Origin of the sequence: Streptomyces pristinaespiralis (genome assembly GCF_001278075.1) — a bacterium.
GTDB lineage: Bacteria > Actinomycetota > Actinomycetes > Streptomycetales > Streptomycetaceae > Streptomyces > Streptomyces pristinaespiralis.
In genome coordinates this window covers 6,342,306-6,368,257 of sequence record NZ_CP011340.1, presented here as the reverse complement: position 1 = coordinate 6,368,257, position 25,952 = coordinate 6,342,306, and the positions used below count along the sequence as shown (strand labels likewise).

The following is a 25,952-nucleotide window of genomic DNA, read 5'->3' as shown; positions in this document are numbered from 1 at the left end:
CCTGTCCCACTACCTGGGACTTCATGGAGCCAGCGCCGAGCCGAACGGCAGGTTCCGCACCACGCTGAAGATCACCAGCGCGCCGCCCATGACCCACCACCATCCGGTGGGGAGACCGATCCGCAGCGGGCGGCCCTGTACGGCGCGAATCAGCCACATCACCCACACGACGGCGAAGACCGCGTAGCCCACGACGGCGACGGCGTTGGCGCCGAGGGCGGTGCCGATGTCGCCGTGGATGAAGGCGTGGGCGCTGCGCAGCCCGCCGCAGCCGGGGCAGTAGATGCCGGTGAAGCGCAGCAGCGGACAGACCGGGTAGTGGCCCGGTTCGTTCGGGTCGACGGTCCCGACGTAGGCGAACGCGGCGGCGACACCGGCGAGGACGGCGAGCGGGGCGGCGACGCGCCGCGCGGGTGACGGGGCGGGCCCGGGCCCGCCGGCGGGCACGGCACCGGCGGACCACGTCCGGGGGTCGGGACCGCCGCCCGGCCGGGGCCCGCCGGGTGCCTGCGCCTGCGTCATGGGGTCCCGCGTGCCGGCTCCGCCGGCCGGGTCCGTGACGGGGTGGCCGGGCGGAGGGCCGACCGGCGGGACGGCGGGCGGGGTGGGAGCTGGGGTCGGGTCCACGCGGTGATTCTCCCCGTTCGACGGCAGCGGCGCAGCCCGGCCTGGCCGGGCTGCGCCGCTGTGCGACATCTGCGTGCGAGGCCTCAGGCCGTCACGTTCTCCCGCGCCGCCGCGCGCTCACGGGCCGCCACCACGTGGTCCGGCTCCTTGGGGGTGCCGAGGCCGGCCATCTTCATCGCGCCGCCGACGACGGCGCCGAGCAGGATGAGAGCAGAACCGGCCCAGAAGCCGGCCGGGCTGTTCGCCACCATGAAGACGCCTGCGACACAGAAGCCGATGAAGGCGATGATGACGCCGGTCCAGGCGGCCGGGGTGTGTCCGTGTCCGTGGCTGCTGCCCGCCATGAGTTGCTCCTCGTTTCCGATGCGATTCGTGCGCCGGTGCTCGTGCTGAGCCGGACGCTCGTCCTTCATTGTCCCGTACGCCGGGGCGGGCGCGGCGCGGGGGTCACCCTTCGCGCGTCGGGTCCTCGCCCCGGTCCAGGGCCTTCCAGAGGTCCTCGGGACGGTCGGGGTCGGCCGGGCGTTCCTTGCGGGCGCGAGGGCTGCCGTCGCGCTCGTAGCGGCCGGACATGGACGGCCACCGCCGGCCGTAGCGGAGGGCGAGCAGCCCGGCGAGCAGGATCAGCACACCGCCCGCCGCGGTGACGTAGGGCCAGACCGTGTGGGTGAGGGCCTCGACGGTGGAGGCGGCGTCGCCGGTGGTGCGGGCGGCCTTCTCGTCGAGCGCTCCGGTGTCGGAAGCGCCGATCAGTGCGGCCGTCGCGGCGCCGGCGCCGCTCAGGGCGAGCAGCGCGGCGACGAGCAGCCGGCCTGCGCGGCGCACGGCGAAGACGGCGACCAGCGCGGCCAGTCCGACGATCGCGAGTGCCGTGGGGACACCGGTGACGTCGGAGCCCTTGGCGTCGAGGGAGACGGTTCCGCCGCCGACGGACGCGCTGCCCTCGGCCCAGATCCGGCCGGCGGCGAGCAGGACGACGGTCGCGCCGACGGCGCCGAGGAACAGGGCGGCGGCCAGGCTGCGGCGGCTGCCGGTCGCGGCGGGCGTCGCGGCTGCGGCTCGGGGCTGGGGTACGGGTACAGCACTCACGTACCCCACTATCCCTTACCGCTCGCGGGGGCGTTCAGGCGGTTGGCCGTGTGCACGGCGCGCAGCACCGCGGCCGCCTTGTTGCGGCACTCCGTGTCCTCCGCGACCGGGTCGGAGTCGGCCACCACACCCGCGCCGGCCTGCACGTACGCCGTGCCGTCGCGCAGCAGGGCGGTACGGATGGCGATGGCGGTGTCGGAGTCTCCGGCGAAGTCCAGGTAGCCGACGCAGCCGCCGTACAGGCCCCGGCGCGAGGGCTCGAGCTCGTCGATGATCTGCATGGCCCGGGGCTTGGGCGCCCCGGAGAGGGTGCCGGCCGGGAAGCAGGCGGTGAGCACGTCGAAGGCGGTGCGGCCCTCGGCCACCTTGCCGGTGACGGTGGAGACGATGTGCATGACGTGGGAGTACCGCTCGATCGACATGAAGTCGACGACCTCGACGCTGCCCGGCTCGCAGACGCGGCCCAGGTCGTTGCGGCCCAGGTCGACGAGCATCAGGTGCTCGGCGCGCTCCTTGGGGTCGGCGAGCAGTTCCTCCGCGAGGTCGTTGTCCTCCTGGGGCGTGGCCCCGCGGGGCCGGGTGCCGGCGATCGGGTGGACCATGGCGTGCCCGTCCTCGACCTTGACGAGCGCTTCGGGGCTGGAGCCGACGACGTCGAAGCCCTCGAAGCGGAAGAGGTACATGTACGGCGAGGGGTTGGTGGCCCGCAGGACGCGGTAGACGTCGAGCGCGCTCGCCGCGCACGGGGTCTCGAACCGCTGTGAGGGCACCACCTGGAAGGCCTCGCCGGCCCTGATCCGCTCTTTGACGTCCTCGACCGCGGCCTGGTAGTCGGGCCCGCCCCACAGCGCGGAGAACTCGGGCAGTTCGGAGGCGGGCAGGGCGGTGGGCGGGGAGGCGAGCGGCCGGGCGAGGTCGGCCTCCATGGCGTCGAGGCGGGCGACGGCGTCGGCGTGGGCCTCGTCGACGCCGGTGTCGAGGTCGTTGTGGTTGATCGCGTTGGCGATCAGCAGGACCGTGCCGTCCCAGTGGTCGAGGACCGCGAGGTCGGAGGTGAGCAGCATCGTCAGCTCGGGGAGCTTCAGGTCGTCGCGCTCGCCGGGGCCGATCTTCTCCAGCCGCCGCACGATGTCGTACCCGAGGTAGCCGACCATGCCGCCGGTGAAGGGCGGCATGCCGGACGCCAGATCGCGCGGGGTGTGCAGGGTCCGGACGGTCTCGCGCAGCGCGTGCAGCGGGTCGCCCTCGGTGGGGACGCCGACCGGCGCGTTGCCCAGCCAGTGCGCCTGGTCGTCGCGGACGGTCAGTGTGGCGTCGGAGCGCACGCCGATGAAGGAGTAGCGAGACCACAACTGGGCTGTGCGTCCGTTCTCCGCGGACTCCAGCAGAAAGGTGCCGGGGCGCTCCGCGGCGAGCTTGCGGTAGAGCCCGACGGGCGTGTCGCCGTCCGCGAGCAGCCGGCGGCTCACCGGGATGACGCGGCGGTCGGCGGCGAGCTTGCGGAACGTCTCGAGATCCATGGCGGCAGACCCTACTTGTCCAGGAGTACGTCGGCGTCGAAACAGGTGCGGGCCCCGGTGTGGCAGGCGGCGCCGACCTGGTCGACCTTGACGAGGACGGTGTCGGCGTCGCAGTCGAGAGCCACCGACCTGACGTGCTGGAAGTGGCCCGAGGTGTCGCCCTTGACCCAGTACTCCTGGCGGCTGCGGGACCAGTAGGTGCAGCGGCCGGTGGTCAGGGTGCGGTGCAGGGCCTCGTCGTCCATCCACCCGAGCATCAGCACCTCACCGGTGTCGTACTGCTGGGCGATGGCGGGGATCAGGCCGTCCGGGCTCCGCTTGAGGCGGGCGGCGATGGCCGGGTCGAGGCTGCTTGCGGGGACACTGCTGGTCATACGGGCCATTGTGCCGTGTCGAACAGGGTCCCCGGCGGTGAGTCCACTGGGCGGACCAGGTACCCCCGCCGTACGCTGGCGGGCATGTCGACCCATGCCAAGCGTGAACGACTCCTGTTCGCAGACCTGTTGGAGGCGTCCGGCCCGGACGCGCCGACCCTGTGCGAGGGCTGGCGGACCAGAGACCTCGCGGCCCATGTGGTGATGCGCGAGCGGAGGCCCGACGCGGCGGGCGGGATACTGCTCAGCGCCCTCAAGGAGCGGGCGGACCGGATCCAGGCCGAGTTCGCCGCCAAGCCGTACGAGGAGCTGGTGCACCTGATCCGTACGGGGCCGCCGCGGATGTCCCTGTACGGGATCAAGCAGATCGACGAGGCCGCGAACACGGTGGAGTTCTTCGTGCACTCGGAGGACGTGCGCCGGGCGCAGCCGGAGTGGACCCCGCGCGAGCTGGACCGTGTCTTCGAGAACACCCTGTGGGCGCGGCTCGAGAAGGGTGCCCGGCTGCTCGGCCGGAAGTCGCCGGTCGGTCTGGTGCTGCGCAGGTCGAACGGCCAGACGGCGGTGGCGCACAAGGGCACTCCGGTGGTGACGGTGACCGGCGAGGCGGGCGAGTTGACGCTGTTCGCGTTCGGTCGGCAGGACGCGACACGCGTCGACATCGAGGGCGACAAGGAAGCGGTCACCCGGCTGAGTCAGGTCAAGCTCGGGTTCTAGGGCAGACGCCCCGGCGCGGGACCGGTCGGACCGGCCGCGCCGGGCCGGCCGGGTCAGCGCCCGGCCGCCCAGGTGACCGGCGCGGGCGCCGTCCCGCTCCCGGTGTCCTGTCCGGCGTCCGGCGGCGCCGGGACGGGGACGTGTCTCGAGCCGATCAGCGCCAGCAGGAAGCCGGCGGGGATGGTGACCAGGCCGGGTGTCTGGAGCGGGAACCAGTGGAAGTCCCGGTCGGGGAAGAGCGAGATCGGGGTGCCCGACGCCGCCGGCGAGAAGGCCATCAGCACGGCGACCAGCGGCAGCGTCCCGTACACCGCCCAGCGCACCCCGGCGGCCGTGAAGTGCCGGCGGAAGATGGCGTACAGCAGCACCGGCGGCAGCACGGAGGCCGCCGCGGCGAACGAGAACGAGAGCAGCACCTGCGGGTTGCGTCCGTAGGTCTGCGTCGCGACGAAGACGGCGAGGGCTCCCACGACGGCGACCGCCCAGCGAGCCAGGCGGACCTCCCCGGCCATCGACCGGCGTCCGCGGCCGCCGTCGCGCGAGGGACCGGCGAGGTCGCGGGCCACGGACGAGGCGGCTGCGAGGGTGATGCCGGCGACCGTGGACAGGGTGGTGGCGAAGACGGCGCAGGCGACCACGGCGAACAGCATGCTGTGACGGGGACCGCCGGCCTCGGGGTCGAGCGCCGTGGTGACCATGAGCAGCGACGTGTTGCCTCCCGGGTCGGAGGCCGTGATCAGCTTCGGGCCGACGAGGGCCGCGGCACCGAGTCCGATGACGACGACGCACAGGCACAGCAGGGCAACCGGGGCAACGGCCCACGTGGTCGCGCGGCGGCCGCTGCGCGTGCCGCGCATGGGGTGCAGCCTCATCGTGATGTGGGGCATGCAGGCCGCGCCGAGGACCAGCGTGGCCAGGAATCCGAGCAGGTCCAGCCGTCCGGCGAGGTCGTGCCCGAACTGCAGGCCCGGCACGGCGTAGGAGCTGCCCCGGCCACTGCTCTGACGGGCGGCGTCGAAGAGGGAGCCCGGTGACCAGCCGAAGCGGTCGAGGACGAGCCCGGCGACGAGCAGGACCACGGCGAGGACGACGAACGTCTTGAGGATCTGGATGTAGCCCGTGCCGCGCATCCCGCCGAAGGCGGAGTAGCAGACCATCAGGAGCCCGCTGGCGACAGTGCAGCCGGTGAGCGCGCCGTCCGGGAGGTCGAACATCGACGTCATGATCTTTCCGGCCGTGGAGAGCTGGACCACGAGCAGCGGGAACAGGACGACGAGCGAGGCGATCCCGAGGGCCGTGCGCACGGAGCGGTCGGCGAGCCGCTCGGTGAGGAAGTCCCCGAGCGTGTAGATGCCGCTGCCGCGCAGCGGCCTCGCCAGCACCGTCATCACCAGGACCAGCGAGCCGACGGTGGCCAGGGCGAAGAGGATGCCGTCCGTGCCGGCGAGGGCGACGGAACCGGTGGTGCTGAGCAGGGTGGCGGCGGAGACGTAGTCCCCGGCGACCGCCAGCCCGCCGCCGACCGGGCCGAGGGAGGCGCCGCCGGCGTAGAAGTGCTCCGGGTCGTCCTGGTCGGCGGCGGCCAGGCCGCAGAGCAGGAGCGAGATCGCGACGAACGCGAGGAAGACGACGAGCGCGAGGGACCGGCCCTCGAATCCCGCGCTCGCGGCGAGGGACGGCAGCGGGTGCATATGGGACGACATGCCGGTCACGTCACCAGTACGGACGGTCCCCGTACAGCGGGCGGCCGCGCTTCGGTGCCGGTGCACAGGCGGGGCCCGGCCGGGGATGTGCGGCGGCACACCCCCGGCCGGCGGCTGCTACGGCTCCAGCAGCCTGCGGGCGGTGAGGGCGAGGGAGACCTCGACGACGTCGGACGGACGGGACAGCGAGCGGCCGGTGAGCTGTTCGAAGCGGCGGAGCCGGTTGAGGACCGTGTTGCGGTGGCAGTAGAGCCGCGTCGCCGCGCGCTGCGCGGATCCCTCGGCCTCGAGCCAGGCGGTGAGCGTGTCGACGAGCAGGTCGCGGTCGGCCGGCTCGATCGCGTACAGCGGTCCCAGTACGCGCTCCGCGAGCGCCCTGCCGAGGGACGGGGAGGAGACGACGACCGCGGCCGGCAGGTGGTCGTCGAGGAGGACGACACCGCCGGTGCGGGGGCAGGCCCGCAGCGCGGTGCCGGCGAGTCTTCGCCCCTTGCCGAGCGCGGCGAGCCCGGTGACGGCCGAGCCGATCCCCACGCGGACGCCGGGGGCGGCGCTCAGCCCCGCGGCGACGGCGGCGGGGTCGGCCGGCCCCCGGGGCGCGGCGCCGTCGCCGGGGCCGTCCTCGTCGCCGCCGTCCTCGCACCGGCGGGGACCGGACGCGGCGGCGTCGACCAGGTGCACGATCCCCAGTTCGGCCTCTGGGGTGGAGTGCCAGACCACGGGGGTCCCGGACGGCAGGGTGACCAGCGGGCCGGGCGCGTGCGGATGGGCGGACGCGGCCGCGATCACGACGAAGCGGCCGTCCTCCGGCAGTTCGAGCATCGCCGACGCGTCGGGCAGGTCGGTGATCCGGGCGGTGCCGTCGAGCAGCGCCGCCGTCATCAGCCGCAGCCGGTTCTCACGTCGCCAGGCCATCCGGCGTTCGGCCTGGCGGTAGGCGTCCGTGACGAGGGCACAGTGCTCGTCGACGAAGTTCCACACGTCCGCGGCGACGTGGACGAGCAGCCGGATGTCCTCCGGGTGGCGGCGCGCGGTCTCGTCCACGAGGCCCTGCCACACCATCGCCCCGCCGAGCCGGAACGCGTGCAGCACGGCGTCGAGCGGCACGTTCTGCTCGGCCCGCGCGGCGCCGATGGAGCGCGAGGTGCGCCGGGCGACGTCCCGGCTCTCGCGGGGGCGGATCAAGGAGGCGATGTTGTGACGCAGTGACTGGTACACCTCCTGCCACACCTCGGTCGCGTCGGCTTCGAGCGCCGCCCGGTAGGCGGGTTCCTGCTCGCGCAGCTCGCTGACGAGGGTGGTGGTCAGGCCGGCCACGTCGTCCAGCAGTACCTGGGCGGCGCGGTGCAGTACGGCGATCGCCTCGGCGTCCAGCAGGGAGCGGGAGCGGGGCAGAACCGCGTGGGGCGCGGGAACCGCCCTGACGCGCGAACGTACGAGATTCGACATGGACGGCCTCCACCAGGAGTCGGCTCGCTCCGGCGCGCGGCGTGAGATACGACCGCACCGGATCTACCTGACGCTCGCAGAATGGCATACCGCCCAGTCGGTACCCAGGGGTTTGCGGCATTGTTCTCATCACGGTCCAGCAACGCGGGCACCGGGCTCAGGCGCCGGAGCGCTCCAGCAGACGTGCCAGTTCGGTCCTCGAACGTACTCCGAGCAGCGCGAACACGTTCCGCAGATGGTGATCGACGGTCCGCGTGCTGACCGACAGCCGCAGTGCCACCTCCCGGTTGGTCGAGCCCTCCGCGACATGGTGGGCGATGCGCCGCTGCTGCGGCGTGAGCCGGTCCAGCGGGCCGCTCCCCGCGTCGCCGGCCACCGCCTCGCCGGCGGCCCGCAGCTCGCCCCCGGCCCGGTCGGCCCAGCCGCGCGCCCCGCACCGCTCGAACGCGACGAGCGCGTCCCGCAGCGGACCGCGGGCCTCGCGCGTCCTGCGCCGGCGGCGCAGCCACTGCCCGTACAGCAGCAGGGTGCGGGCCCGCTCGAAGTCGCCGCCGGCCCGCTCGTGGTGGGCGAGCGCCTCCTCGTAGCGGGCGGCGGCCTCCTCCGGCGGGGCGACGAGCGCCCGGCAGCGGGCGAGCTGTGCGGGCGCGAGCGGGTCGGCGGTGCTCGCCGCCCACGCCGCGAACTCCTCCACCGCGACCGCCGTTCCGTCCGTGCGGCCCGCGAGGACGGTCGCCTCCACGAAGCACGGCACGGCGAGCATCATGACCGCGAAGTGGCCGCGCCTGGGGCCCGGTACGACGAGGGGCCGCAGCCGCGCGGCGGCCTCCGCGCACCGGCCCGCCGCCAGGTCCGTCCGTGCCACCGCCCACACCGCGAGGCTGGCTGCCTGCGCCAGTCCGTGCGCCGCGGCGGTGGCACCGGCGGCGCCGGCGTGCTCGGCGCAGGCGTCCGCGTCGCCTTCCAGGGACGCGGTCAGGGCGAGTACGGCGTGCAGATGGGCGGCGCTGTTGCGCCGGCCGAGCCCGCGGGCGGCGCGCAGTCCCTCGAGGGCGTGCACCCTGGCCCGTGCGTGCCGGCCCGCGCGCAGTTCGGCGTACGCGAGGCGTTCCAGTGCCGGGGGCAGCAGCACCCGGGGCCCGTGGACCCGTACGGCGGCCAGCGCCCTGGCGCCCGCCCGGCAGGCGGCGTCCACATCGCCGACGACGAGCGCGGCGGCGGCCGACCGCAGCAGTACGTCCGGGTCTCCGGCGCGTCCTGACGCCTCGACGCATTCCCGCAGCAGCGCGTGGCCGGCAGCGGTCCGTCCCGCGAACACGGCCCGCATGCCCGCGACATACCTGCCGAGCGTCTCCCGGCCGTCCGGCCCGCTCCCCCCGGCGCGGGAAGCCGTGGCCGAGCGCGGGGAAGGGCCCGGGCCCGGCACGTCCGCCACCGCCGCCGGGACCCGGGCGAGCGCGTCCGCGTATCCGTGCGGGTCGCCCATGGCCCAGGCGGCGTCCGCGGCGGCGAGCAGGGCGGCACTCGCGCGGTCGGCGTCGTCGGCCAGGAGCGCGGCGGCGGCGAGCAGCGACTCGCGGGCGTCGGCCACGGGGCCGTCGCACAGGGCGATCAGTCCGCGAACGTGGTGGGCCGGGCCGGACACCGGTACGGCGCGGACCCTGGCCAGCAGCGCGCGGGCCCGGCCGGGCTCCCCGTCCAGCCAGGCGTGCTCGGCTGCGGCGGAGAACCGTAGGCCGCGCAGGGTCTCGTCGGCCGTGAGTTCCGCGGCGCGCGCGAGGGCGGTGGCGCGGTCGGTGTGCGGCCGGGGGGCGATGGCCGCCCCGGCGAGCGCGTCGGCGAGGAACGGGTCGTATCCGCCTGCCGCGCAGGCCCGTTGGACCAGTCGCGGCAGGGTGAGGTGCGGCCCGTCGAGGGCGGCGGCCAGCAGCCGGTGCGCGGCACGCCTGCGTGGCAGCGGCGCGCCGCGCAGTACGGCGGTGCGCAGCAGCGGATGGGCGAAGCGGACCCGCGGGCCGTCGCTGTGGAGCGCACCCGCGCGCGGGCCGGGCAGCAGCCGGTCGGCGTCGACGCCGGCCAGCCGGGCCGCGCGCATCAGCAGGGCCGCGTCGGCGCCGGCGCCTTCCGGTTCGTGTTCCTCTGCCGCCGCGGCGAGGAGCAGCAGGAGCCGGGTGTCCGCCGGGAGTGCCTCGGCGCGGGCGGCGTACGCGGAAAGGACGCGCTCCGCGCCGGGGAGGGGGTGCGGCAGCGGCGCGTGGCCGGCGAGCTGGTCGGGCGTGAGCCGCGCGGCGAGCGCGGTCAGCAGTCCCGGGTTGCCCGCCGCCTCCCGGCGCAGCTCGTCCCGTACGAGCGGGTCGGCCCGGCCTTGTGTCAGCCGGTCGATCAGTTCGCCGGCGGCCGCGTCGTCGAGCGGTCCGAGGCGCAGCCGCGGCAGTCCGGTGAAGGCGTCCTGGCCGCCCGGGTCGTCGGTCGCGGTGAGCAGCACGGCGGCGCGGTCGCGCGGGGCGAGGCGGCGGGCGGCGAAGCCGAGCGCGATGCGCGAGTCCCGGTCCCAGGCATGGGCGTCGTCGACGCAGAGCAGCAGCGGGCTCTCGGCCCCGAGGGTCCTGAGCAGTTCCAGCAGCGCGGTGGGCGCTGTCCCCGGGCGGGTCACGTCGTCGGCCGGTCCGGGCAGGGGGCCGGGCGCCGAGCAGAGCAGGGCGTGGAGTCCGCTGTACGGCAGCAGGGCTTCGGCGGGGGCGGCGCGTGTGTGGAGCACCGTCCCCTCGCGCTGGTTGCCGACGGCGTGCCGCGCGAGTGCGCTGCGGCCGAGGCCGGGCGGCCCGGTGATCACGAGGGTGCTGCCGCAGCCGTCGCGCAGGCGGGCCGACAGCTCGTCGAGGAGGGCGAGTTCACCGCTTCGGCCGTACAGCCGAAGGGGACTGTGCACGGTCGTCGATGGATTCACGCCCGGCAACTTACTCTTGCGTAACTCCGGTCCGGAAGGGTCCGGTCCGCGCTTCGCGGCCCTGGCCCGCCGTGCTGGGCGGGCTCCCACCGTGAACCGCTCCGTGCTGTGCGCCCGCACAGCGCCCACCGCCCGCACCACTTGCACCGCTTGCACCGCTTGCACCCCTTGCACGGCCGGCACCGCCCGCACCGAACGCACCGCCGCCGCGCCCGCACAGCACGTTGCCGGTGGCGGTCGTCCGCCACCGGCAACGTCACGTCGTCCGGGTGGAGCCGCTCCGGATGGGGAGCCGCTCCCGCTGGGTCAGGAGGTGTGCGGGCAGTTGCCCCGGTACTCCTCGATGGTCAGGCTGGGCCGCGGCAGCGGGCAGAGGAACTGCTCGTACCGGGTGTCGTTGTCGATGAACCGCTTCAGCCACGAAATGCTGTACTTCGCGATCGTGGTGTTGCTGCTGTTCGGCGTGAAGTGGTTGGCGTTGTTGAGCTCCAGGTACGCCTTGTCGAGCGACGCGGGCAGCGACTCGTAGAACGGCTCCGAGTGCGAGGAGACCGAGGCGACCGTGTCGCCGTCGGCGCCGACCACCAGGGTGGGCGTGCGCAGTTCGGGCCAGGTCTTGTCCAGGTTCCAGCCGGTCAGCGGGATCGCCGCCTGCAGCGAGGGACGGGTCTTGGCGGCCTCGAGCGTGCCGCCGCCGCCCATGGAGTGGCCCATGACCCCGAGCCGGGTGCTGTCGATGCGGCCGCGGACCGTGCTGCGCTGGGTCAGGTAGTCCAGCGCGGCGAGGAGTTGGTCGCCCCGGCTGTCGGGCTGGTCGTAGACGGTGTTGGTGTCGATGGTGAAGACCACGAAGCCCTGGGAGGCGAGCCGGGGGCCGAGCCACGCGATGGACGACTCGTAGGCGGTGAAGCCGGGCGAGATGGCGATGGCTCCGAACGTGCCGTCCGAGGTGGACGTGGGGTAGTAGATGGTGCCGCCGCCGAAGCCCGAGACCGCCAGCGAGGAGACGGACGTCTCGGAGACCGAGTACGGGCCGCGCAGGGCCTCGATGGAGGCGACGGTCGGAGCGGGACCGCGCTCGTACGGGTTGTCGGCCGCCTGGGCCTGCGTGCCGGGCAGGAGGGTGGCGCACAGGGCTGCCGCCGCGGCGGCGGCCGCGCCCAGCAGGGAACGGCGGCGGGAGCGGCTCGTGGGGGTGAGGTGCACGAGGAGGGTCCTCTCGGGTCGAGGCGGTTACGCGCCGCAGGACCTGACCCGTCGTCGCCAGGAGTCCGCCGTGCCGGTCGCGTACCGCCGTGTTGATGGCGGTACCACCGTCGGGGCCCGGACCCCGGTACGGCATCGGCAAGTTCACCGGTCTCCTCGCGGACCGGCGTCCGCACCTCGGGGGCCGCCCACCCGGCCCCCGCACACAGCGGAAGGGGCCGGCAGGACGCGAAGTCCTTGCCGGCCCCTTCGGGCAGCGCCTCAGCGGACCGGGTGGCCCGCCTCCCGCAGCGTGTCCTTCACCTGCGAGATCCGCAGGTCGCCGAAGTGGAACACGGAGGCGGCGAGCACCGCGTCCGCGCCCGCGTCGATCGCCGGCGGGAAGTGGGCGAGCCGGCCCGCACCGCCGGAGGCGATCACCGGGACCGTGACGTGCTTGCGCACGGCGGCGATCATCTCGGTGTCGTAGCCGTCCTTGGTGCCGTCGGCGTCCATGGAGTTGAGCAGGATCTCGCCCGCGCCCAACTCGGCCGCGCGGTGCGCCCATTCGACGGCGTCGATGCCGGTGCCCTTGCGGCCGCCGTGCGTCGTCACCTCGAACGTGCCGTCCGCGGTGCGCCGGGCGTCGACGGAGAGCACCAGCACCTGGCGGCCGAACCGCTCGGCGATCTCGCGGATCAGCTCGGGCCGCGCGATCGCCGCGGTGTTGACGCCGACCTTGTCCGCGCCGGCCCTCAGCAGCCTGTCGACGTCCTCGGCGCTGCGCACGCCGCCACCGACGGTGAGCGGGATGAACACCTGCTCCGCGGTGCGGCGCACCACGTCGTAGGTGGTCTCCCGGTTGCCGGAGGAGGCGGTGATGTCGAGGAAGGTCAGCTCGTCGGCGCCTTCGGCGTCGTACAGCTTCGCCATCTCGACGGGGTCGCCCGCGTCGCGCAGGTTCTGGAAGTTGACGCCCTTGACCACCCGGCCGTTGTCGACGTCCAGGCAGGGGATCACCCGTACCGCGAGGGTCATGCGGCACCTCCATCGGTTCCGGTCGGCCGGTACGCCTCGACCTCGACCTCGACGACCAGCGAGGGGTCGACGAAGCCGGAGACCACGAGCATCGACGCGGCCGGCCGGACGTCGCCGAAGATCTCCTTGTGGGCTCGCCCGACGTCCTCGACGTCGCGGGCGTGCGTGATGTACATCCGGGTGCGTACGACGTCACCCGCGCCGAGCCCGAGCTGCTTCAGCGCGTCGATCGCCACGCCGAACGCGGTGACCGTCTGCTCGTACGGGCTCCCTGCGGCGATCTGGCCGCCGACGACCGACGTGCAGCCGGAGACCAGGACCAGGCCGTTGGGCAGTTCGACGGCACGGGAGTAGCCGAAGGCCTCCTCCCAGGGGCCGCCGGAGCCGACCCGGCGCACCGGGCCGGAACCGGAAGGGGGGCCTGCGGTCATGCGGACACCGCCGCGAGGGCCTCTTCCAGGGTGAAGGCCTTGGCGTACAGCGCCTTGCCGACGATGGCGCCCTCGACGCCCTCGGGGACCAGCGACGCGATGGCGCGCAGGTCGTCGAGCGAGGAGACGCCGCCGGAGGCGACGACCGGCTTGTCGGTCGCCGCGCAGACATTCTTCAGCAGCTCCAGGTTGGGGCCCTGGAGGGTGCCGTCCTTGGCGATGTCGGTGACGACGTAACGGGCACAGCCCTCGGAGTCGAGCCGGGCGAGGGTCTCGTAGAGGTCGCCGCCGTCGCGGGTCCAGCCACGGCCGCGCAGTGTCGTGCCGCGGACGTCCAGACCGACGGCGATCTTGTCGCCGTGCTCGGCGATGACCTTGGCGACCCACTCGGGGGTCTCCAGTGCCGCGGTGCCCAGGTTGACACGACGGCAGCCGGTGGCGAGAGCGGCCTCGAGGGAGGCGTCGTCGCGGATGCCGCCGGACAGCTCGACCTTGATGTCCATGGCTCCGGCGACCTCGGCGATCAGCGCCCGGTTGTCGCCGGTGCCGAAGGCGGCGTCGAGGTCGACGAGGTGGAGCCACTCGGCGCCGGCGCGCTGCCAGGTGAGGGCCGCCTCGAGGGGGGAGCCGTACGACGTCTCGGTGCCGGACTCGCCATGGACGAGACGGACGGCCTGGCCGTCGCGGACGTCGACTGCGGGAAGGAGTTCAAGCTTCGGCATCAGAGGGTCTCGATCCAGTTGGTCAGCAGCTGGGCGCCGGCGTCGCCGGACTTCTCGGGGTGGAACTGGGTGGCCCACAGGGCGCCGTTCTCGACGGCGGCGACGAAGGGCTCGCCGTGCGTGGCCCAGGTGACCTGGGGCGCGCGCATGGCCGGGTTGGTGACCTCGAGCTCCCATTCGCGCACCGCGTAGGAGTGCACGAAGTAGAAGCGGGCGTCGTCGTCCACGCCGGCGAAGAGCTCGCTGCCGGCGGGCGCCTCGACGGTGTTCCAGCCCATGTGGGGCACGACCGGGGCCTTCAGCGGGCCGACGGTGCCGGGCCACTCGTCGAGGCCCTCGGTCTCCACGCCGTGCTCGATCCCGCGGGCGAACAGGATCTGCATACCGACGCAGATGCCCATGACGGGACGTCCGCCGGAGAGCCGCCGGTCGATGATCCACTCTCCACGGGCCTGCCTCAGGCCGTCCATGCAGGCGGAGAAGGCGCCGACGCCGGGGACGAGCAGTCCGTCGGCGTTCATCGCCCTGTCGTAGTCGCGGGTGATCTCGACGTCGGCCCCGACCCGGGCGAGCGCGCGCTCCGCGGAGCGGACGTTGCCGAACCCGTAGTCGAAGACGACGACCTTCTTCTGTGGCGTCGCTGTGGTCATTCCCAGATCCCCTGAATCCGCATGACACCCGCGATCAGGCACATCGCGGACGCTCCGGCGAGCAGTACGACGGTGCCCTTGGGCATCTCCTGCTTGGAGAACGAGTACGCACCGCCGGCGAGGAACAGCCCGACGACGATGAGAATGGTCGAGAGGCCGGTCACAGGGCGCCCTTCGTCGAGGGAAGGATGCCGGCCGCCCGGGGGTCGCGCTCCGAGGCGTACCGCAGGGCACGGGCGAGCGCCTTGAACTGGCACTCCACGATGTGGTGGGCGTTGCGGCCGTACGGGACGTGGATGTGCAGCGCGATCTGCGCCTGCGCGACGAAGGACTCGAAGATGTGGCGGGTCATCGTCGTGTCGTACGTGCCGATCATCGGCGCCATGTTCTCGGGCTCGGTGTGCACCAGGTACGGGCGGCCCGACAGGTCCACGGTGACCTGGGCGAGCGACTCGTCCAGCGGCACGGTGCAGTTGCCGAAGCGGTAGATGCCGACCTTGTCGCCGAGGGCCTGCTTGAAGGCGGCGCCCAGCGCGAGGGCGGTGTCCTCGATGGTGTGGTGCGTGTCGATGTGCAGGTCGCCGTCGGTCTTGACGGTGAGGTCGAACAGACCGTGCCGGCCGAGCTGGTCGAGCATGTGGTCGTAGAAGCCGACGCCGGTGGCGACGTCGACCTTGCCGGTGCCGTCGAGGTTGATCTCGACGACGACCGAGGTCTCCTTGGTGGTGCGCTCGACCCGTCCTACGCGGCCGCTCATCAGTGCTGCTCCTTCTTCAGTGCGCGAACCGCATCGAGGAACGCGTCGTTCTCTTCGGGCGTGCCCGCGGTGACCCGCAGCCGTCCCGGTACGCCGTTGTCGCGGACCAGTACGCCCCGGTCGAGGATCCGCTGCCACGCCTTGTGTGCGCCGTCCTCGCCGTCGAACCGGCCGAACTGCACGAAATTGGCGTCGGAGTCGGTGACCTCGTAGCCGATCGCCCGCAGCTCCGTGACCAGGCGGTCCCGCTCGGTCTTCAGCTGCTCGACGTACCCGAGCAGCGTATCGGTGTGCTCCAGCGCGGCCAGGGCGGTGGCCTGGGTGACGGCGGACAGGTGGTACGGCAGGCGCACCAGCTGGACGGCGTCGACCACCGCGGGGTGGGCGGCCAGGTATCCGAGGCGCAGTCCGGCGGCGCCGAATGCCTTGGACATGGTGCGGGAGATCACCAGGTTGGGGCGGCCCTCGATGAGCGGCAACAACGACGGCCGGTGGCTGAATTCCACGTACGCCTCGTCGACGACGACCAGCGACGGCTTCGCCGCCTGTGCCGCCTCGTACAGCGCGAGGACCGTACCGGCGTCGACCGCGGTGCCGGTGGGGTTGTTGGGCGAGGTGATGAACACGACGTCCGGGCGGTGCTCTGCGACGGCCGCGGTGGCGGTGGCGATGTCGATGGTGAAGTCGTCACCGCGCGGGCCGGAGATCCAGCCGGTGCCGGTGCCGCGGGAGATCAGGCCGTGCATCGAGTACGACGGCTCGAAGCCCATGGCGATCCGGCCGGGACCGGCGAAGGCCTGCAGCAGCTGCTGGATGACCTCGTTGGAGCCGTTGGCCGCCCAGACGTTCTCCCTGACGACCTCGTGGCCGGTCGTGCGGGTGAGGTAGCGGGCCAGCTCGGTACGCAGCTCGACCGCGTCCCTGTCGGGGTAGCGGTTGAGCTCCCGGGCCGCGTCGCGCACCCGCTCCGCGATGCGCTCGACGAGCGCCTCGGGCAGCGGATACGGGTTCTCGTTGGTGTTCAGCCGGACGGGGACGTCGAGCTGGGGGGCGCCGTAGGGCGACTTGCCGCGCAGCTCGTCCCGGATGGGGAGGTCGTCCCACGGGGAGGTGGTGCTCCTGCTGTCGGTCACTGCCCCGGCACCTTCCAGTCGAAGCGGGCCTTGAGGGCGGCGCCGTGTGCCGGCAGGTCCTCCGCCTCGGCGAGCGTCACCACGTGGTGCGTGACCTCCGCGAGGGCGTCCCGGGTGTAGTCCACGATGTGGATGCCGCGCAGGAAGGACTGCACGGACAGGCCGGAGGAGTGGCAGGCGCAGCCGCCGGTGGGCAGGACGTGGTTGGACCCCGCCGCGTAGTCGCCCAGCGACACCGGGGCCCACGGGCCGACGAAGACGGCGCCCGCGTTGCGGACCCGGGCGGCGAGGGCGGCGGCGTCGGCGGTCTGGATCTCCAGGTGCTCTGCGCCGTAGGCGTTGACGACCTCGAGGCCGTCCTCGATGTCGGAGACGAGCACGATCGCTGACTGCCGGCCGCGGAGCGCGGGCATGATCCGGTCCTCGACGTGCTTGGTCGCGGCGATCTGCGGCTCCAGCTCGCGCTCGACCGCTGCCGCCAGCTCCTCGGAGTCCGTGACCAGCACGGCGGCGGCCAGCGGGTCGTGCTCGGCCTGGCTGATCAGGTCGGCGGCGACGTGGACGGGGTCGGCGCCGGCGTCGGCGAGGACGGCGATCTCGGTCGGGCCGGCCTCGGCGTCGATGCCGATCCGGCCGGTGAAGTAGCGCTTCGCGGCGGCGACCCAGATGTTGCCCGGGCCGGTGACCATGTTCGCGGGCGCGCAGGACTCGGTGCCGTAGGCGAACATCGCGACGGCGGTGGCGCCGCCGGCCGCGTACACCTCGTCGATGCCGAGGAGGGCGCAGGCGGCGAGGATCGTGGGGTGCGGGAGGCCCGCGAACTCCTTCTGCGCGGGCGAGGCCAGCGCGATCGACCCGACGCCCGCCTCCTGCGCCGGGACCACGTTCATGATCACGGACGAGGGGTAGACCGAGCGGCCGCCGGGGGCGTACAGACCGACCCGGTCGACCGGCACCCACTTCTCGGTGACGGTGCCGCCGGGGACGACCTGGGTGGTGTGCTCGCCGCGGCGCTGGGCGCGGTGGACGATCCTGGCCCGGCGGATGGACTCCTCGAGCGCCGCCCTGACGGCGGGGTCGAGCTCCTCGAGCGCGCGCGTCAGCGCGGCCGCGGGCACCCGGACCTGGTCGAGCCGCACACCGTCGAATTTCTCCGCGTACTCGATCAGCGCCGCGTCGCCGCGATGATGCACGTCCTCGCAGATCGGCCGCACCTTCTCCAGGGCGGCCGCCACGTCGAAGTCGGCACGGGGCAGCAGGTCGCGCAGAGCGCCACCCTCGGGGAGGGCGTCGCCGCGCAGATCGATTCGAGCGAGGAAGTTAGATCGCAGCACGGGGTCAATTCTCTCAGACCGGTTGCCACGGTCGATTCCCGTATCAGTGGCTGATACGAACCCCACAAGTTGACCATCACCACTAGCGTTCAGGCCGTCACTCAGAGGGAAGAACAGCTGTACGAGCCAACGAAGCGGAGGAGCGGCAGTGACCGAGCCGCTGGACGACGGGCCGCCGGACGGGCTGACCCCGACCGAGCTCCACATGTGGAACGCCTTCAGAAACGGAAGCACGTACGACCTCAGTGACACCGACCCCCTGCTGAACGATCCCTTCTCCCCCCTGCCCTGGGGTCCCGAGCGCAGCGTCCGGGCGTCGATCGTGGCCCGCCTGCTGCTGAGCGGACCCGCCGCGCGGCCGGGCCGGGTCTGCGCGCTCAAACTGCGCGGCGTCCTGATCACCGGCACCCTCAAGCTGGCGGGCGGCAGCATCTCCCCGTACGTGGAGCTGCACGGCTGCCGCTTCGAGAACGAGCTGCTGATGCCGGAGGCGCACTTCACCACCGTGCGCATGGTCGGCTGCGCGATCCCGCGGATCGAGGCGGCCAGGCTGCGCACGGAGGGCGATCTGCACCTGCCCCGCTGTCGCGTCGAGCACGGCATCCGGCTCACGGACGCCCAGATCGGCACGGACCTGCTGATCAACCAGATCCATGTGCGGCCGGACCGCCGGGGCCGGGCGATCACCGCGGACGGCATGTCGGTCGCCCAGGACTTACAGGCCGAACTGATAGAGACCTACGGCGAGTTCAGCCTGCGCGGCGCGAAGGTGGGGGTCTCGCTCAGTCTGCGCGGCAGCCGGCTGCGGGCGGCGGCGGAGCGCCGTGCGCTCAACGCCCCCCAGCTCAGCGTGGAGCGCACGCTGTACATGACGGGCGCCTGGGTGAGCGTGGCCACGGGGAACCAGGGCGCCACTCCCCCGTTCGGCATCGCCGCCTACGGCACCCCCGCGCGCGGCTCCCGGCTCCAGCCCTTCGAGTGCCACGGCGGCGTCCGGCTCGACGACGGGCGGTTCGGCGACGCGGTGGACCTCCAGCGGGCGCGGTTCGTGCTGAGCCCGCGCGAGGAGCTGTCCCTGCGCCGGATCGCCACTCCCGAGCTGCGGTTCAACGCGGAGCGCCCCGAGGAGGGGCGGGTCGTGCTGAACGGCGCGAAGGTCGTGACGCTGATCGACCTGGCGGCGAGCTGGCCCGGCCCGGGCGGGCTCGCGATGGGCGGCTTCGTCTACGAGAACCTGGTGCCGTACGAGGAGTTCCCGCTCTCCCGGCGGCTGGAGTGGGTCGCCTCGGCGACCCCCGAGTACTCGCCGGAGCCGTACGAGCGGCTGGCGACCGTCCTGCGCAACAGCGGCGAGGACGCGGACGCCCGTGAGGTGCTGCTGGCCAAGAACCGCCGGCGCCGGGAGACCTTGCCGCTGGCCGGGAAGCTGTGGGGCTATCTCCAGGACCTGACGGTGGCGTACGGCTACCGGCCGGGCCGGGCCGCCCTGTGGATGGCGGTGCTCTGGGCGGCCGGCGCGATCGCCTTCGCCCAGGTCGCCCCGCCGCCGATCAAGCCCGACGAGCATCCCGAGTGGAACCCGGCGCTGTACGCCCTCGATCTGCTCATTCCGGTGATCAATCTCGGCCAGGACGGCCATTGGCGGCTCCAGGGCGGATGGCAATGGGCGGCGGCCGTCCTGGTGCTGCTGGGCTGGATCCTCGCGACCACGGTCGCGGCGGGCGCCTCCCGGCTCCTCCGTCGCGGTTGAGTCGCTTTCTTTACCGTCTCTTGACTTCGGCCCGGACAACCATTCCGTTGCCACCAAAGCTTCACAGCTGCCCTCTGGCGCGGCGTTCACCTGCGCGTTTTCAATGGTCCGCACCATGTCACTGATCCGCGCCCTGATCCGTACCGCGCGCATGATCCGTCATACGCCACGGCTCACCGACTGCCTCGCCCCCGACGAGGCGGTACTGCTCGACGCCCCCGACGACCGGCTCGGTCCGGCGTTGGTCGCGGCTGCGGTCGGAGAGTACGAACCGGCCGCGAAGCTCCTGGCGACCACACGGGAATCAGCCGAATGGGAGAACCGCGACCGGTACGTCGTCAGGCTCGCGGCGTTCGCCCGGAACCGGGACGAATGGCTCGGCGACTGGCTGCGCGCGACCCCGCGCGACGCCGACGCCCTCGTGGTCAAGGCCGAGCTCGCGGTCCGCAGGGCCTGGGAGTCGCCGGCCCGCGCGGAACAGCTCCGCGAGGTGGCCCCGCTGATCGCCGCCGCGGCGGAGGCCGGTCCCGGCGACCCCGTGCCCTGGCGGATCGCCCTCGACCACGCGCGCGGCACGCACGCCACGCACACGGCCTTCGAAACGCTGTGGGAGCAGGCTGTCCGCCGCTCCTCGCACCACTACGGCTGCCATGTGGCGGCGCTCAAATACCTGTCCGCCCAGTGGTACGGCTCGCACCGCGAGTGCTTCGACTTCGCGGAGCAGGCCGCCGCCGACGCGCTCCCCGGCTCTCTGGTGCAGGCCCTGCCGGTACGGGCGGCCTTCGCCCAGCTGCTCGGCGGGGAGACCAGGACATCGGTGCAGGACGACCGGATCGACGCGGCCGCGGACCTCGCCATCGCGCTGTCCCACGGATACGGGCCCGGCGACCCCTGGCCGGCCGAGGTGCGCAACCTGCTCGCCTATGTGCTGGTGGCACGGGGACGCTGGGCGGAGGCGCTGAACCAGTTCCGGCTGATCGGCCCTCACGCGACGTCGTTTCCGTGGTCGTCGGTGACCGAGGATCCGCTCGGCCGGTTCCTCCGGGCCAGGGACGACGTACGGATCGAGGTCGCGTCGGCGACGCCGCTGCGTGGACGACTGGGGGCACCTCCCGCGGCCGCCAGGTCGTAGGGGGAGGACGGGTCCGCCTGCTCGACCATTACTCTTGACCGCTGTGACCACCGCTCGCCTGCCGCTCTTCCCGCTGAACTCGGTTCTGTTCCCGGGCCTTGTGCTGCCACTGAACATTTTCGAGGAGCGTTATCGCGCCATGATGCGCGAGCTGCTGAAGACGGACGAGGAGGAGCCCCGGCGCTTCGCCGTGGTCGCCATCCGCGACGGCCGCGAGGTCGCACCGGCCTCCCCCGGGATGCCCGACCCGACCACGGTCGTGGAACGCGGCCCCGCCGCCGGCTTCGGCCCTGACCCGATCCAGGCCTTCCACCGGGTGGGCTGCATCGCCGACGCGGCGACCGTCCGCGAACGCGGGGACGGCAGCTTCGAAGTGCTCGCCACCGGCACGACCCGCGTCAAACTGCTGTCGGTCGACGCGAGCGGGCCGTTCCTCACCGCGGAGCTCGAAGAGATCCCGGAGGAGCAGGGCGACGGCGCCGCCACCCTCGCGGAAGGCGTGCTGCGGGCGTTCCGCAGCTACCAGAAGCGGCTGGCCGGCGCGCGCGAGCGTTCGCTGTCGACCGGTGCGGAACTGCCCGACGAGCCGTTGGTCGTCTCCTACCTCGTCGCCGCGGCGGCGGTGCTGGACACCCCTGCGAAGCAGCGGCTGCTCCAGGCGCCGGACACGGCGACCCGGCTGCGCGAGGAACTGACACTGCTGCGGGCGGAGACGGCGATGCTGCGGCACCTGCCGTCGCTGCCGGCCGTCGATCTGACGTGGCGGCCCACCAGCCCCAACTGACGCGAGGATCCCTGCCTTGGCGAAGAACGCGACGAAGAAGACGAAGAAGCAGCAGTCGGGCGGTACGCCGGCGACGGTGGCCCTCACATCGGCGGGCACCCCGTTCACCCTGCACGCCTATGACCACGACCCGGCATCGCCCTCGTACGGCGAGGAGGCCGCGGAGGCTCTGGGCGTCTCTCCCGAGCGGGTGTTCAAGACCCTGGTCGCGGACGTCGACGGCGCGCTGACGGTGGCGGTCGTCCCGGTCGCGGGCCAGCTCGACCTGAAGGCGCTGGCATCGGCCGTCGGCGGCAAGCGGGCGACGATGGCGGACCCGGCGGCGGCGGAACGCACGACGGGTTACGTCCGGGGCGGCATCTCTCCCCTGGGGCAGCGCAAGCGGCTGCCGACGGTGCTGGACTCGTCGGCGGCGGCGCACGAGACGATCTGCGTGTCGGCGGGGCGCCGCGGGCTGGAGGTCGAACTGTCCCCGACGGATCTGGCCACCCTGACCTCGGCGACCCTGGCCCCGATCGGCCGCGCGTAGTCCTGCGGGACCCGGGGGCCCGCCGGACGTGGCGGCGCGCTACGAGCGAAACGTCACTGCGTCGGCGCGGCCGGGTCACCCGGCCAGTGCTGGTCCGGCTCGGGATCCCTCGGCCCGAACAGCGCCGTCAGCCCCAGATGCACCAGCATCGCCGCCACCGGCCACGCCAGCAGCGCTCCCTTCGCCCGCAGGTCCAGGTACGCGTCGAAGGTGACCCCCTCGCCGACCTGGCGCGCGTGCTCCACCACGTCCCGCGACGGGCCGAACCACACGCCGATGCCCCAGCCCAGCAGGGAGCCGAGCACGGAGCCGACCGCCAGGGCCACCACCAGGGCGATGCCGCCGCGCCTGCGGAAGAGGAAGACGGCCAGTGCGGTCAGCACTCCGAGACCGACGCCCAGCAGCAGGAACGTGCCGTCCGCGCCGATCGCCTCCTCGCCCTCGGTGTCCTTGAGGAAGACCGCCTCGTCGGTGGAGACCAGCGGCACCCGGGGGGCCAGCCACAGCCAGAGGAAGCCCAGAGCGACGCCCAGCAGCGTGACGGCCACCAGGACCAGCGCGGAGTCCCGCAGGTCCTTCCGCAGTTCCGCGGCCGACTCGGCCTCGTCCTTGGCCGTGTCGTACGCGTACATCGAGGACGGCCCCGGTCCGGTGGGCGGCGCCTGCCAGGCGTTGTCGTCCCGGGAAGGCTCGTGCGGCTGGTGCGGCGGCGTCAGAGGTGCGGTCACCCCGCCATCGTGCCAGGCCCGCCCGGGTGACGCCTCACCGGACCGCTGCCCGCCGGTAGGCCCACGTCGCGACCGCCAGTGAGACGACGCCGACGGCCGCGCAGACCGCGAGGTCGAGGCCGACGGCGGGCCAGTCCGGGTGGGCGTCGAAGGTCCGGGCCATCGCCTCGACCCCGTAGGTGGACGGCAGCAGATCACGCGCGTAGGAGACCGGTTCCGGCAGCCGGTCGGCCGGCAGCACGCCGAGCAGCAGCGCCGCCGACATGCCCAGCTGACCGAGCAGGGTGGCCATTTCCTGGCGGGGTGCCAGCAGGCCGAGGGCCGCGCCCAGTCCGGCGAGTGCCGCGCCCGACAGCGGGATGACCGCCGCGAGCACCCACAGGTGCGTCAGCGGCAGCCCGAACAGCACACTTCCCGCGACGGCCGTCACCACCGTCCCCGGCACGGTGAAGGAGGCGTACGCGCCCGCCGCGCCGAGCACCACGGCCGCGGGCGGCACCGGCAGGGTCGCGTAGTGGTCGAGGCCGCCGCCGGCACGCAGCTGGCCGAAGTACTGGGCGAGCAGATTGAGCGCCACGAACGCGACGACCAGCACGCTCGCGCCCGCGACGACGGCACGCGCCTCCGCGCCGCCGTCGACGACGCCCCGCATCAGGACCATGATCCCGACGGACTGGAACGTCGCCACGAACAGCAGCGGGATGCGGGCGACCCGCGCCCGGGACAGCTGCGCCCGGTACACGGCCGCCAGCGCCGGCAGCAGCCGCGCCTTCGGCGCGAGCGGCGCGGCGGTCGTCTCCTCCGCCGGCGGCGTCCGGCGCACGGACACCGCCGCGTCGGATTTGGCGGACACGATGCTCACGCCTTGACCAGCCCCTTCGTCGCGTTCCCCCCGAGTGCCAAGTACACGTCCTCCAGGCTCGGGGTGGCCAGGGTGAAGTCGTCGAGCGCCGCGAAGGCCGCGCCGCCGGTCACCGCGGCGACCGCCGCCCGCGCCTCCTCGGGGGCGAGCCGCAGGACCCAGCGCCGGCCCGATTCCTGGGCGGAGCCGCGCAGCGCGGCGACCTCGGGCACATCGAGCGGTGCGCGTTCGCGCCACACCAGCTCGACCCGTACCTCGCCGGCGACGTGTTCCTTCAGCCCGGACGGGCTGTCGCAGGCGATGACCCGGCCGCGGTCGAGGACGGCGACCCGGTCGAGCACGGTCTCCGCCTCGATGACGTTGTGGGTGACCAGGAGGACCGTCGCGCCGTGGTCCGCGCGGCGCCGGTCGACGGCCGCCCATACGGCGCGCCGTGCGACGGGATCCATCCCGGTGGTGGGTTCGTCCAGCACCAGGACCGGCCGCTCGCCCACCAGGGTCGCCGCGAAGCAGGCGAGTCTGCGCTGTCCGCCGGACAGTTTCTTCAGCGGGCGGTCGGCGAGGCCGGTGAGGCCCAGTTCCTCGAGCACGGCGTCCCGCTCCGCGCGCGCCTCGCGTGCGGCCAGTCCGCGCAGCCGCCCGGTGGTCTCAGCGGCGAGCGCGACGGTCAGTTCGTCGAGCGCGGTGGACTCCTGGCCGAGGTAGCCGATGAGCCGGGCGGCGCGCTCCGGGTGGCGTACGAGATCGTGGCCGAGGACGTGGACCGAGCCGGAGTCGGGACGCATCAGGCCGGTGAGCTGTCGCACCAGGGTCGACTTGCCCGCACCGTTGGGTCCGAGCAGCCCGAAGATCTCGCCGCGCCGCACCTCGAGGCTGACGCCGTCGCTGGCACGCACCTCGGGTGTCCCGGGCGTGCCCCGTCTGCCGCGCGCGGCGGGGTACGTCTTGACCAGATCCCGCACCACGCACACCGTACTCACGAGGTACGAGACTACGGGGTCCGTCCGCCCCGGATGCCCTCGGGCCCCGGCTGCTCACCCGCCGGACCGTGATCGGCGGCCGTCCGTACGTCGATCTCCCGCCAGAAGCCGGCCCGGATCGCGTAGCGGTCGTGCTCGTCGATCTGGTCGTCCTTGTGCGCGAGAAGTCCGAAACGTGCTGCGTAGCGCAGCAGTTCACCGTCGATGCGGTGCGGGATGCGGGGGTAGAGCGTGGACAGCTTCTGCACGTGGCCGTTCTCCGGCAGCCGCTCCATCCAGCGCCGCGCGAAGACCTGGCCGACCTCGAAGGGATCTCCGCCGACGGTGGTGATGTCCTCCTCGCGGTCGGCCCAGCGCTGTTCGGCGCTGGTGAGCTGGGCGAGGGTGGGCAGCGAGGCGGTCTCCGGGGGCTCGCCCAGCGTTCCGCCGCCGGGCCGTTCGATCCAGCCCTTGTCGGAGGACCAGCGCAGGGTGGCGTTCGGCGGGTGGGGCGCCGGATGGGAGGAGGGCTGGCCGGGGGCGCGCAGCCCGGCGAGGTCCTTGGGGGTGGGCACGCCGCCCTTGGGCCCGGCCGGGGCGGGGGCGGGCTGCGTACCGTCCTCCGCGGGTGCGGTCCTGGTGCCGTTGCGTACGGCGTCCTCGGCGCGCTCCGCGGCGGCGGCGAGCGCCGACTCGGGCAGCGGCGCGGAGAGGATGGCCGCGATCTCGGGCCGGGGAACGGGCGGCGGCGCGCAGATACCGGTGAGCTCCTTGGCCCGTACGGCCCGGGTGATCCAGGCCCGGTCGAGGACCCGGCGCTCGTCGGCCTCCGCGACGAGGTCCTCCGACTGGTTGTAGTCGCCGTCCGCTGCCTGCACGGCCCAGAGGTGGACGGCGACGCCGTGTTCCTTCGCGGACATCAGGCCGGGCAGCAGGTCCCCGTCGCCGGTCACCAGGACCACGTCGGAGCAGGCGCGGTTCCTGGCCAGTTCGGTGAGTTCCGCGTGCATCGCCGCGTCGACACCCTTCTGCGCCCAGCGCCCGTCGCTGCGGGTCAGGGCGCCCAGCCGGACCGTCACCCGGGGCATCACCCGCAGCCGCCGGTGCTCGGGCTGCGGCACGCGGTCGGGGGCGCCGTCGAACCAGTAGATCCGCAGCAGGGGCCGTTGGGTGTCGGCTTCCGCGAGTTCGCGCAGGCCCTGGATGAGGGACGCGTGGTCGACGGTGATCCGCGATCGTGCGGGCTCTCCGGCGAGAAGGCTGGCAGCGGCGCCCAGCAGATAGCCGGCGTCCACCAGGACGACGCAGCGGTCCACGCGTTCCACCCTCTTTCGGGAGCTCATGGTGCTTCGAGATCCGGGATTGTTGCGGGTTTCCCTCGAGTCTGCCCGACCACGGGAGGGTTGACGTCCGGAACTCGATCATCGGCGTGGCGGATCACCCCACCCACCCGCCCACCGGGGGCGACTACGGACCGCAATGATCCAAAATGCGGCGGTTTTACCGGTATGTGAGTCTGGTCGCGGCCCTGG

General features: G+C 73.4%; 26 protein-coding genes. 5 read left to right on the top strand and 21 right to left on the bottom strand.

What is annotated here, in order from left to right; all coding sequences use genetic code 11:
- Positions 1-21 precede the first annotated feature (21 nt).
- From SPRI_RS37465 to hisI, 5 genes are all read right to left on the bottom strand, one after another.
- Complete coding sequence (locus SPRI_RS37465) at positions 22-627, bottom strand: DUF2752 domain-containing protein (protein WP_310650501.1); 606 nt, start codon at positions 625-627, stop codon at positions 22-24.
- 83 nt (positions 628-710) lie between these two features.
- The gene (locus SPRI_RS27155) at positions 711-971 is read right to left on the bottom strand and encodes an HGxxPAAW family protein (protein WP_005318775.1); all 261 of its coding nucleotides are present in this window, start codon (positions 969-971) and stop codon (positions 711-713) included.
- A 103-nt stretch (positions 972-1,074) separates the two neighbouring features.
- Entirely contained in the window at positions 1,075-1,725 is a 651-nt protein-coding gene (locus SPRI_RS27150; RefSeq protein WP_053557416.1) for a TIGR02234 family membrane protein, read from the bottom strand.
- Positions 1,725-3,236 carry an anthranilate synthase component I gene (locus SPRI_RS27145; protein WP_005318773.1) on the bottom strand — a complete coding sequence of 504 codons (1,512 nt, stop codon included), beginning with the start codon at positions 3,234-3,236 and terminating at the stop codon, positions 1,725-1,727. Before SPRI_RS27145 ends, SPRI_RS27150 begins: the two co-directional genes overlap by 1 nt.
- An 11-nt stretch (positions 3,237-3,247) precedes the next feature.
- Positions 3,248-3,619 carry a phosphoribosyl-AMP cyclohydrolase gene (gene hisI / locus SPRI_RS27140; protein ID WP_005318770.1) on the bottom strand — a complete coding sequence of 124 codons (372 nt, stop codon included), beginning with the start codon at positions 3,617-3,619 and terminating at the stop codon, positions 3,248-3,250.
- Between the two features lie 75 nt (positions 3,620-3,694).
- On the opposite strand from hisI, the gene SPRI_RS27135 reads away from it, so the two are divergent.
- Positions 3,695-4,327, top strand: a complete 633-nt coding sequence (locus SPRI_RS27135; protein ID WP_005318768.1) for a TIGR03085 family metal-binding protein — start codon at positions 3,695-3,697, stop codon at positions 4,325-4,327.
- Positions 4,328-4,380: 53 nt separating this feature from the next.
- On the opposite strand, the gene SPRI_RS27130 is transcribed toward SPRI_RS27135, so the two are convergent.
- From SPRI_RS27130 to hisD, 12 genes are all read right to left on the bottom strand, one after another.
- Positions 4,381-6,030 (bottom strand): sodium/solute symporter, encoded by a 1,650-nt coding sequence (locus tag SPRI_RS27130; protein WP_238996256.1) that lies wholly within the window; start codon positions 6,028-6,030, stop codon positions 4,381-4,383.
- 117 nt (positions 6,031-6,147) lie between these two features.
- Positions 6,148-7,479, bottom strand: a complete 1,332-nt coding sequence (locus SPRI_RS27125; RefSeq protein ID WP_053557415.1) for a PucR family transcriptional regulator — start codon at positions 7,477-7,479, stop codon at positions 6,148-6,150.
- Positions 7,480-7,636: 157 nt separating this feature from the next.
- Positions 7,637-10,426, bottom strand: coding sequence for a helix-turn-helix transcriptional regulator (locus SPRI_RS27120; protein WP_238996255.1), 2,790 nt, complete (start codon positions 10,424-10,426; stop codon positions 7,637-7,639).
- Between the two features lie 306 nt (positions 10,427-10,732).
- A complete protein-coding gene (gene bdeA, locus SPRI_RS27115; RefSeq protein WP_053557413.1) occupies positions 10,733-11,632 on the bottom strand; it encodes a bis(hydroxyethyl) terephthalate hydrolase in 900 nt (299 codons plus the stop codon).
- Positions 11,633-11,893: 261 nt separating this feature from the next.
- Positions 11,894-12,649, bottom strand: a complete 756-nt coding sequence (hisF, locus tag SPRI_RS27110; RefSeq protein WP_053557412.1) for an imidazole glycerol phosphate synthase subunit HisF — start codon at positions 12,647-12,649, stop codon at positions 11,894-11,896.
- Entirely contained in the window at positions 12,646-13,080 is a 435-nt protein-coding gene (locus tag SPRI_RS27105) for a RidA family protein (RefSeq protein WP_037774947.1), read from the bottom strand. Before SPRI_RS27105 ends, hisF begins: the two co-directional genes overlap by 4 nt.
- The gene (gene priA / locus SPRI_RS27100; protein ID WP_005318757.1) at positions 13,077-13,802 is read right to left on the bottom strand and encodes a bifunctional 1-(5-phosphoribosyl)-5-((5-phosphoribosylamino)methylideneamino)imidazole-4-carboxamide isomerase/phosphoribosylanthranilate isomerase PriA; all 726 of its coding nucleotides are present in this window, start codon (positions 13,800-13,802) and stop codon (positions 13,077-13,079) included. Before priA ends, SPRI_RS27105 begins: the two co-directional genes overlap by 4 nt.
- Positions 13,802-14,452, bottom strand: coding sequence for an imidazole glycerol phosphate synthase subunit HisH (hisH, locus tag SPRI_RS27095; protein ID WP_005318755.1), 651 nt, complete (start codon positions 14,450-14,452; stop codon positions 13,802-13,804). Before hisH ends, priA begins: the two co-directional genes overlap by 1 nt.
- The gene (locus SPRI_RS38930; protein WP_005318753.1) at positions 14,449-14,616 is read right to left on the bottom strand and encodes a hypothetical protein; all 168 of its coding nucleotides are present in this window, start codon (positions 14,614-14,616) and stop codon (positions 14,449-14,451) included. The genes hisH and SPRI_RS38930 overlap by 4 nt, the downstream gene beginning before the upstream one ends.
- Complete coding sequence (hisB, locus tag SPRI_RS27085) at positions 14,613-15,209, bottom strand: imidazoleglycerol-phosphate dehydratase HisB (protein WP_005318751.1); 597 nt, start codon at positions 15,207-15,209, stop codon at positions 14,613-14,615. Before hisB ends, SPRI_RS38930 begins: the two co-directional genes overlap by 4 nt.
- Entirely contained in the window at positions 15,209-16,342 is a 1,134-nt protein-coding gene (locus tag SPRI_RS27080; protein WP_005318748.1) for a histidinol-phosphate transaminase, read from the bottom strand. Before SPRI_RS27080 ends, hisB begins: the two co-directional genes overlap by 1 nt.
- Complete coding sequence (gene hisD / locus SPRI_RS27075; protein ID WP_005318746.1) at positions 16,339-17,673, bottom strand: histidinol dehydrogenase; 1,335 nt, start codon at positions 17,671-17,673, stop codon at positions 16,339-16,341. Before hisD ends, SPRI_RS27080 begins: the two co-directional genes overlap by 4 nt.
- Positions 17,674-17,824: 151 nt before the next feature.
- Between hisD and SPRI_RS27070 the strand changes: the two genes are divergently transcribed.
- The 4 genes from SPRI_RS27070 (at position 17,825) to ybaK (ending at position 21,871) form a co-directional block, all read left to right on the top strand.
- On the top strand, positions 17,825-19,426 hold the full coding sequence (locus SPRI_RS27070) for a hypothetical protein (protein WP_005318744.1): 1,602 nt from the start codon (positions 17,825-17,827) through the stop codon (positions 19,424-19,426).
- 103 nt (positions 19,427-19,529) lie between these two features.
- Entirely contained in the window at positions 19,530-20,558 is a 1,029-nt protein-coding gene (locus SPRI_RS27065; RefSeq protein WP_037774945.1) for a hypothetical protein, read from the top strand.
- 43 nt (positions 20,559-20,601) lie between these two features.
- Positions 20,602-21,342, top strand: a complete 741-nt coding sequence (locus SPRI_RS27060; protein ID WP_005318741.1) for an LON peptidase substrate-binding domain-containing protein — start codon at positions 20,602-20,604, stop codon at positions 21,340-21,342.
- A gap of 16 nt (positions 21,343-21,358) precedes the next feature.
- Positions 21,359-21,871, top strand: a complete 513-nt coding sequence (gene ybaK, locus SPRI_RS27055; protein WP_005318739.1) for a Cys-tRNA(Pro) deacylase — start codon at positions 21,359-21,361, stop codon at positions 21,869-21,871.
- 53 nt (positions 21,872-21,924) lie between these two features.
- Here ybaK and SPRI_RS27050 read toward each other — a convergent pair whose 3' ends face one another.
- The 4 genes from SPRI_RS27050 to SPRI_RS27035 are packed head-to-tail and all read right to left on the bottom strand — an operon-like array spanning position 21,925 to position 25,745.
- Positions 21,925-22,599 carry a hypothetical protein gene (locus SPRI_RS27050; protein ID WP_005318737.1) on the bottom strand — a complete coding sequence of 225 codons (675 nt, stop codon included), beginning with the start codon at positions 22,597-22,599 and terminating at the stop codon, positions 21,925-21,927.
- 34 nt (positions 22,600-22,633) lie between these two features.
- A complete protein-coding gene (locus SPRI_RS27045) occupies positions 22,634-23,428 on the bottom strand; it encodes an ABC transporter permease (RefSeq protein ID WP_374987873.1) in 795 nt (264 codons plus the stop codon).
- 29 nt (positions 23,429-23,457) lie between these two features.
- A complete protein-coding gene (locus SPRI_RS27040) occupies positions 23,458-24,423 on the bottom strand; it encodes an ABC transporter ATP-binding protein (RefSeq protein WP_037774943.1) in 966 nt (321 codons plus the stop codon).
- A 29-nt stretch (positions 24,424-24,452) separates the two neighbouring features.
- Positions 24,453-25,745, bottom strand: coding sequence for an NYN domain-containing protein (locus SPRI_RS27035; protein WP_037774941.1), 1,293 nt, complete (start codon positions 25,743-25,745; stop codon positions 24,453-24,455).
- Between the last annotated feature and the right edge of the window lie 207 nt (positions 25,746-25,952).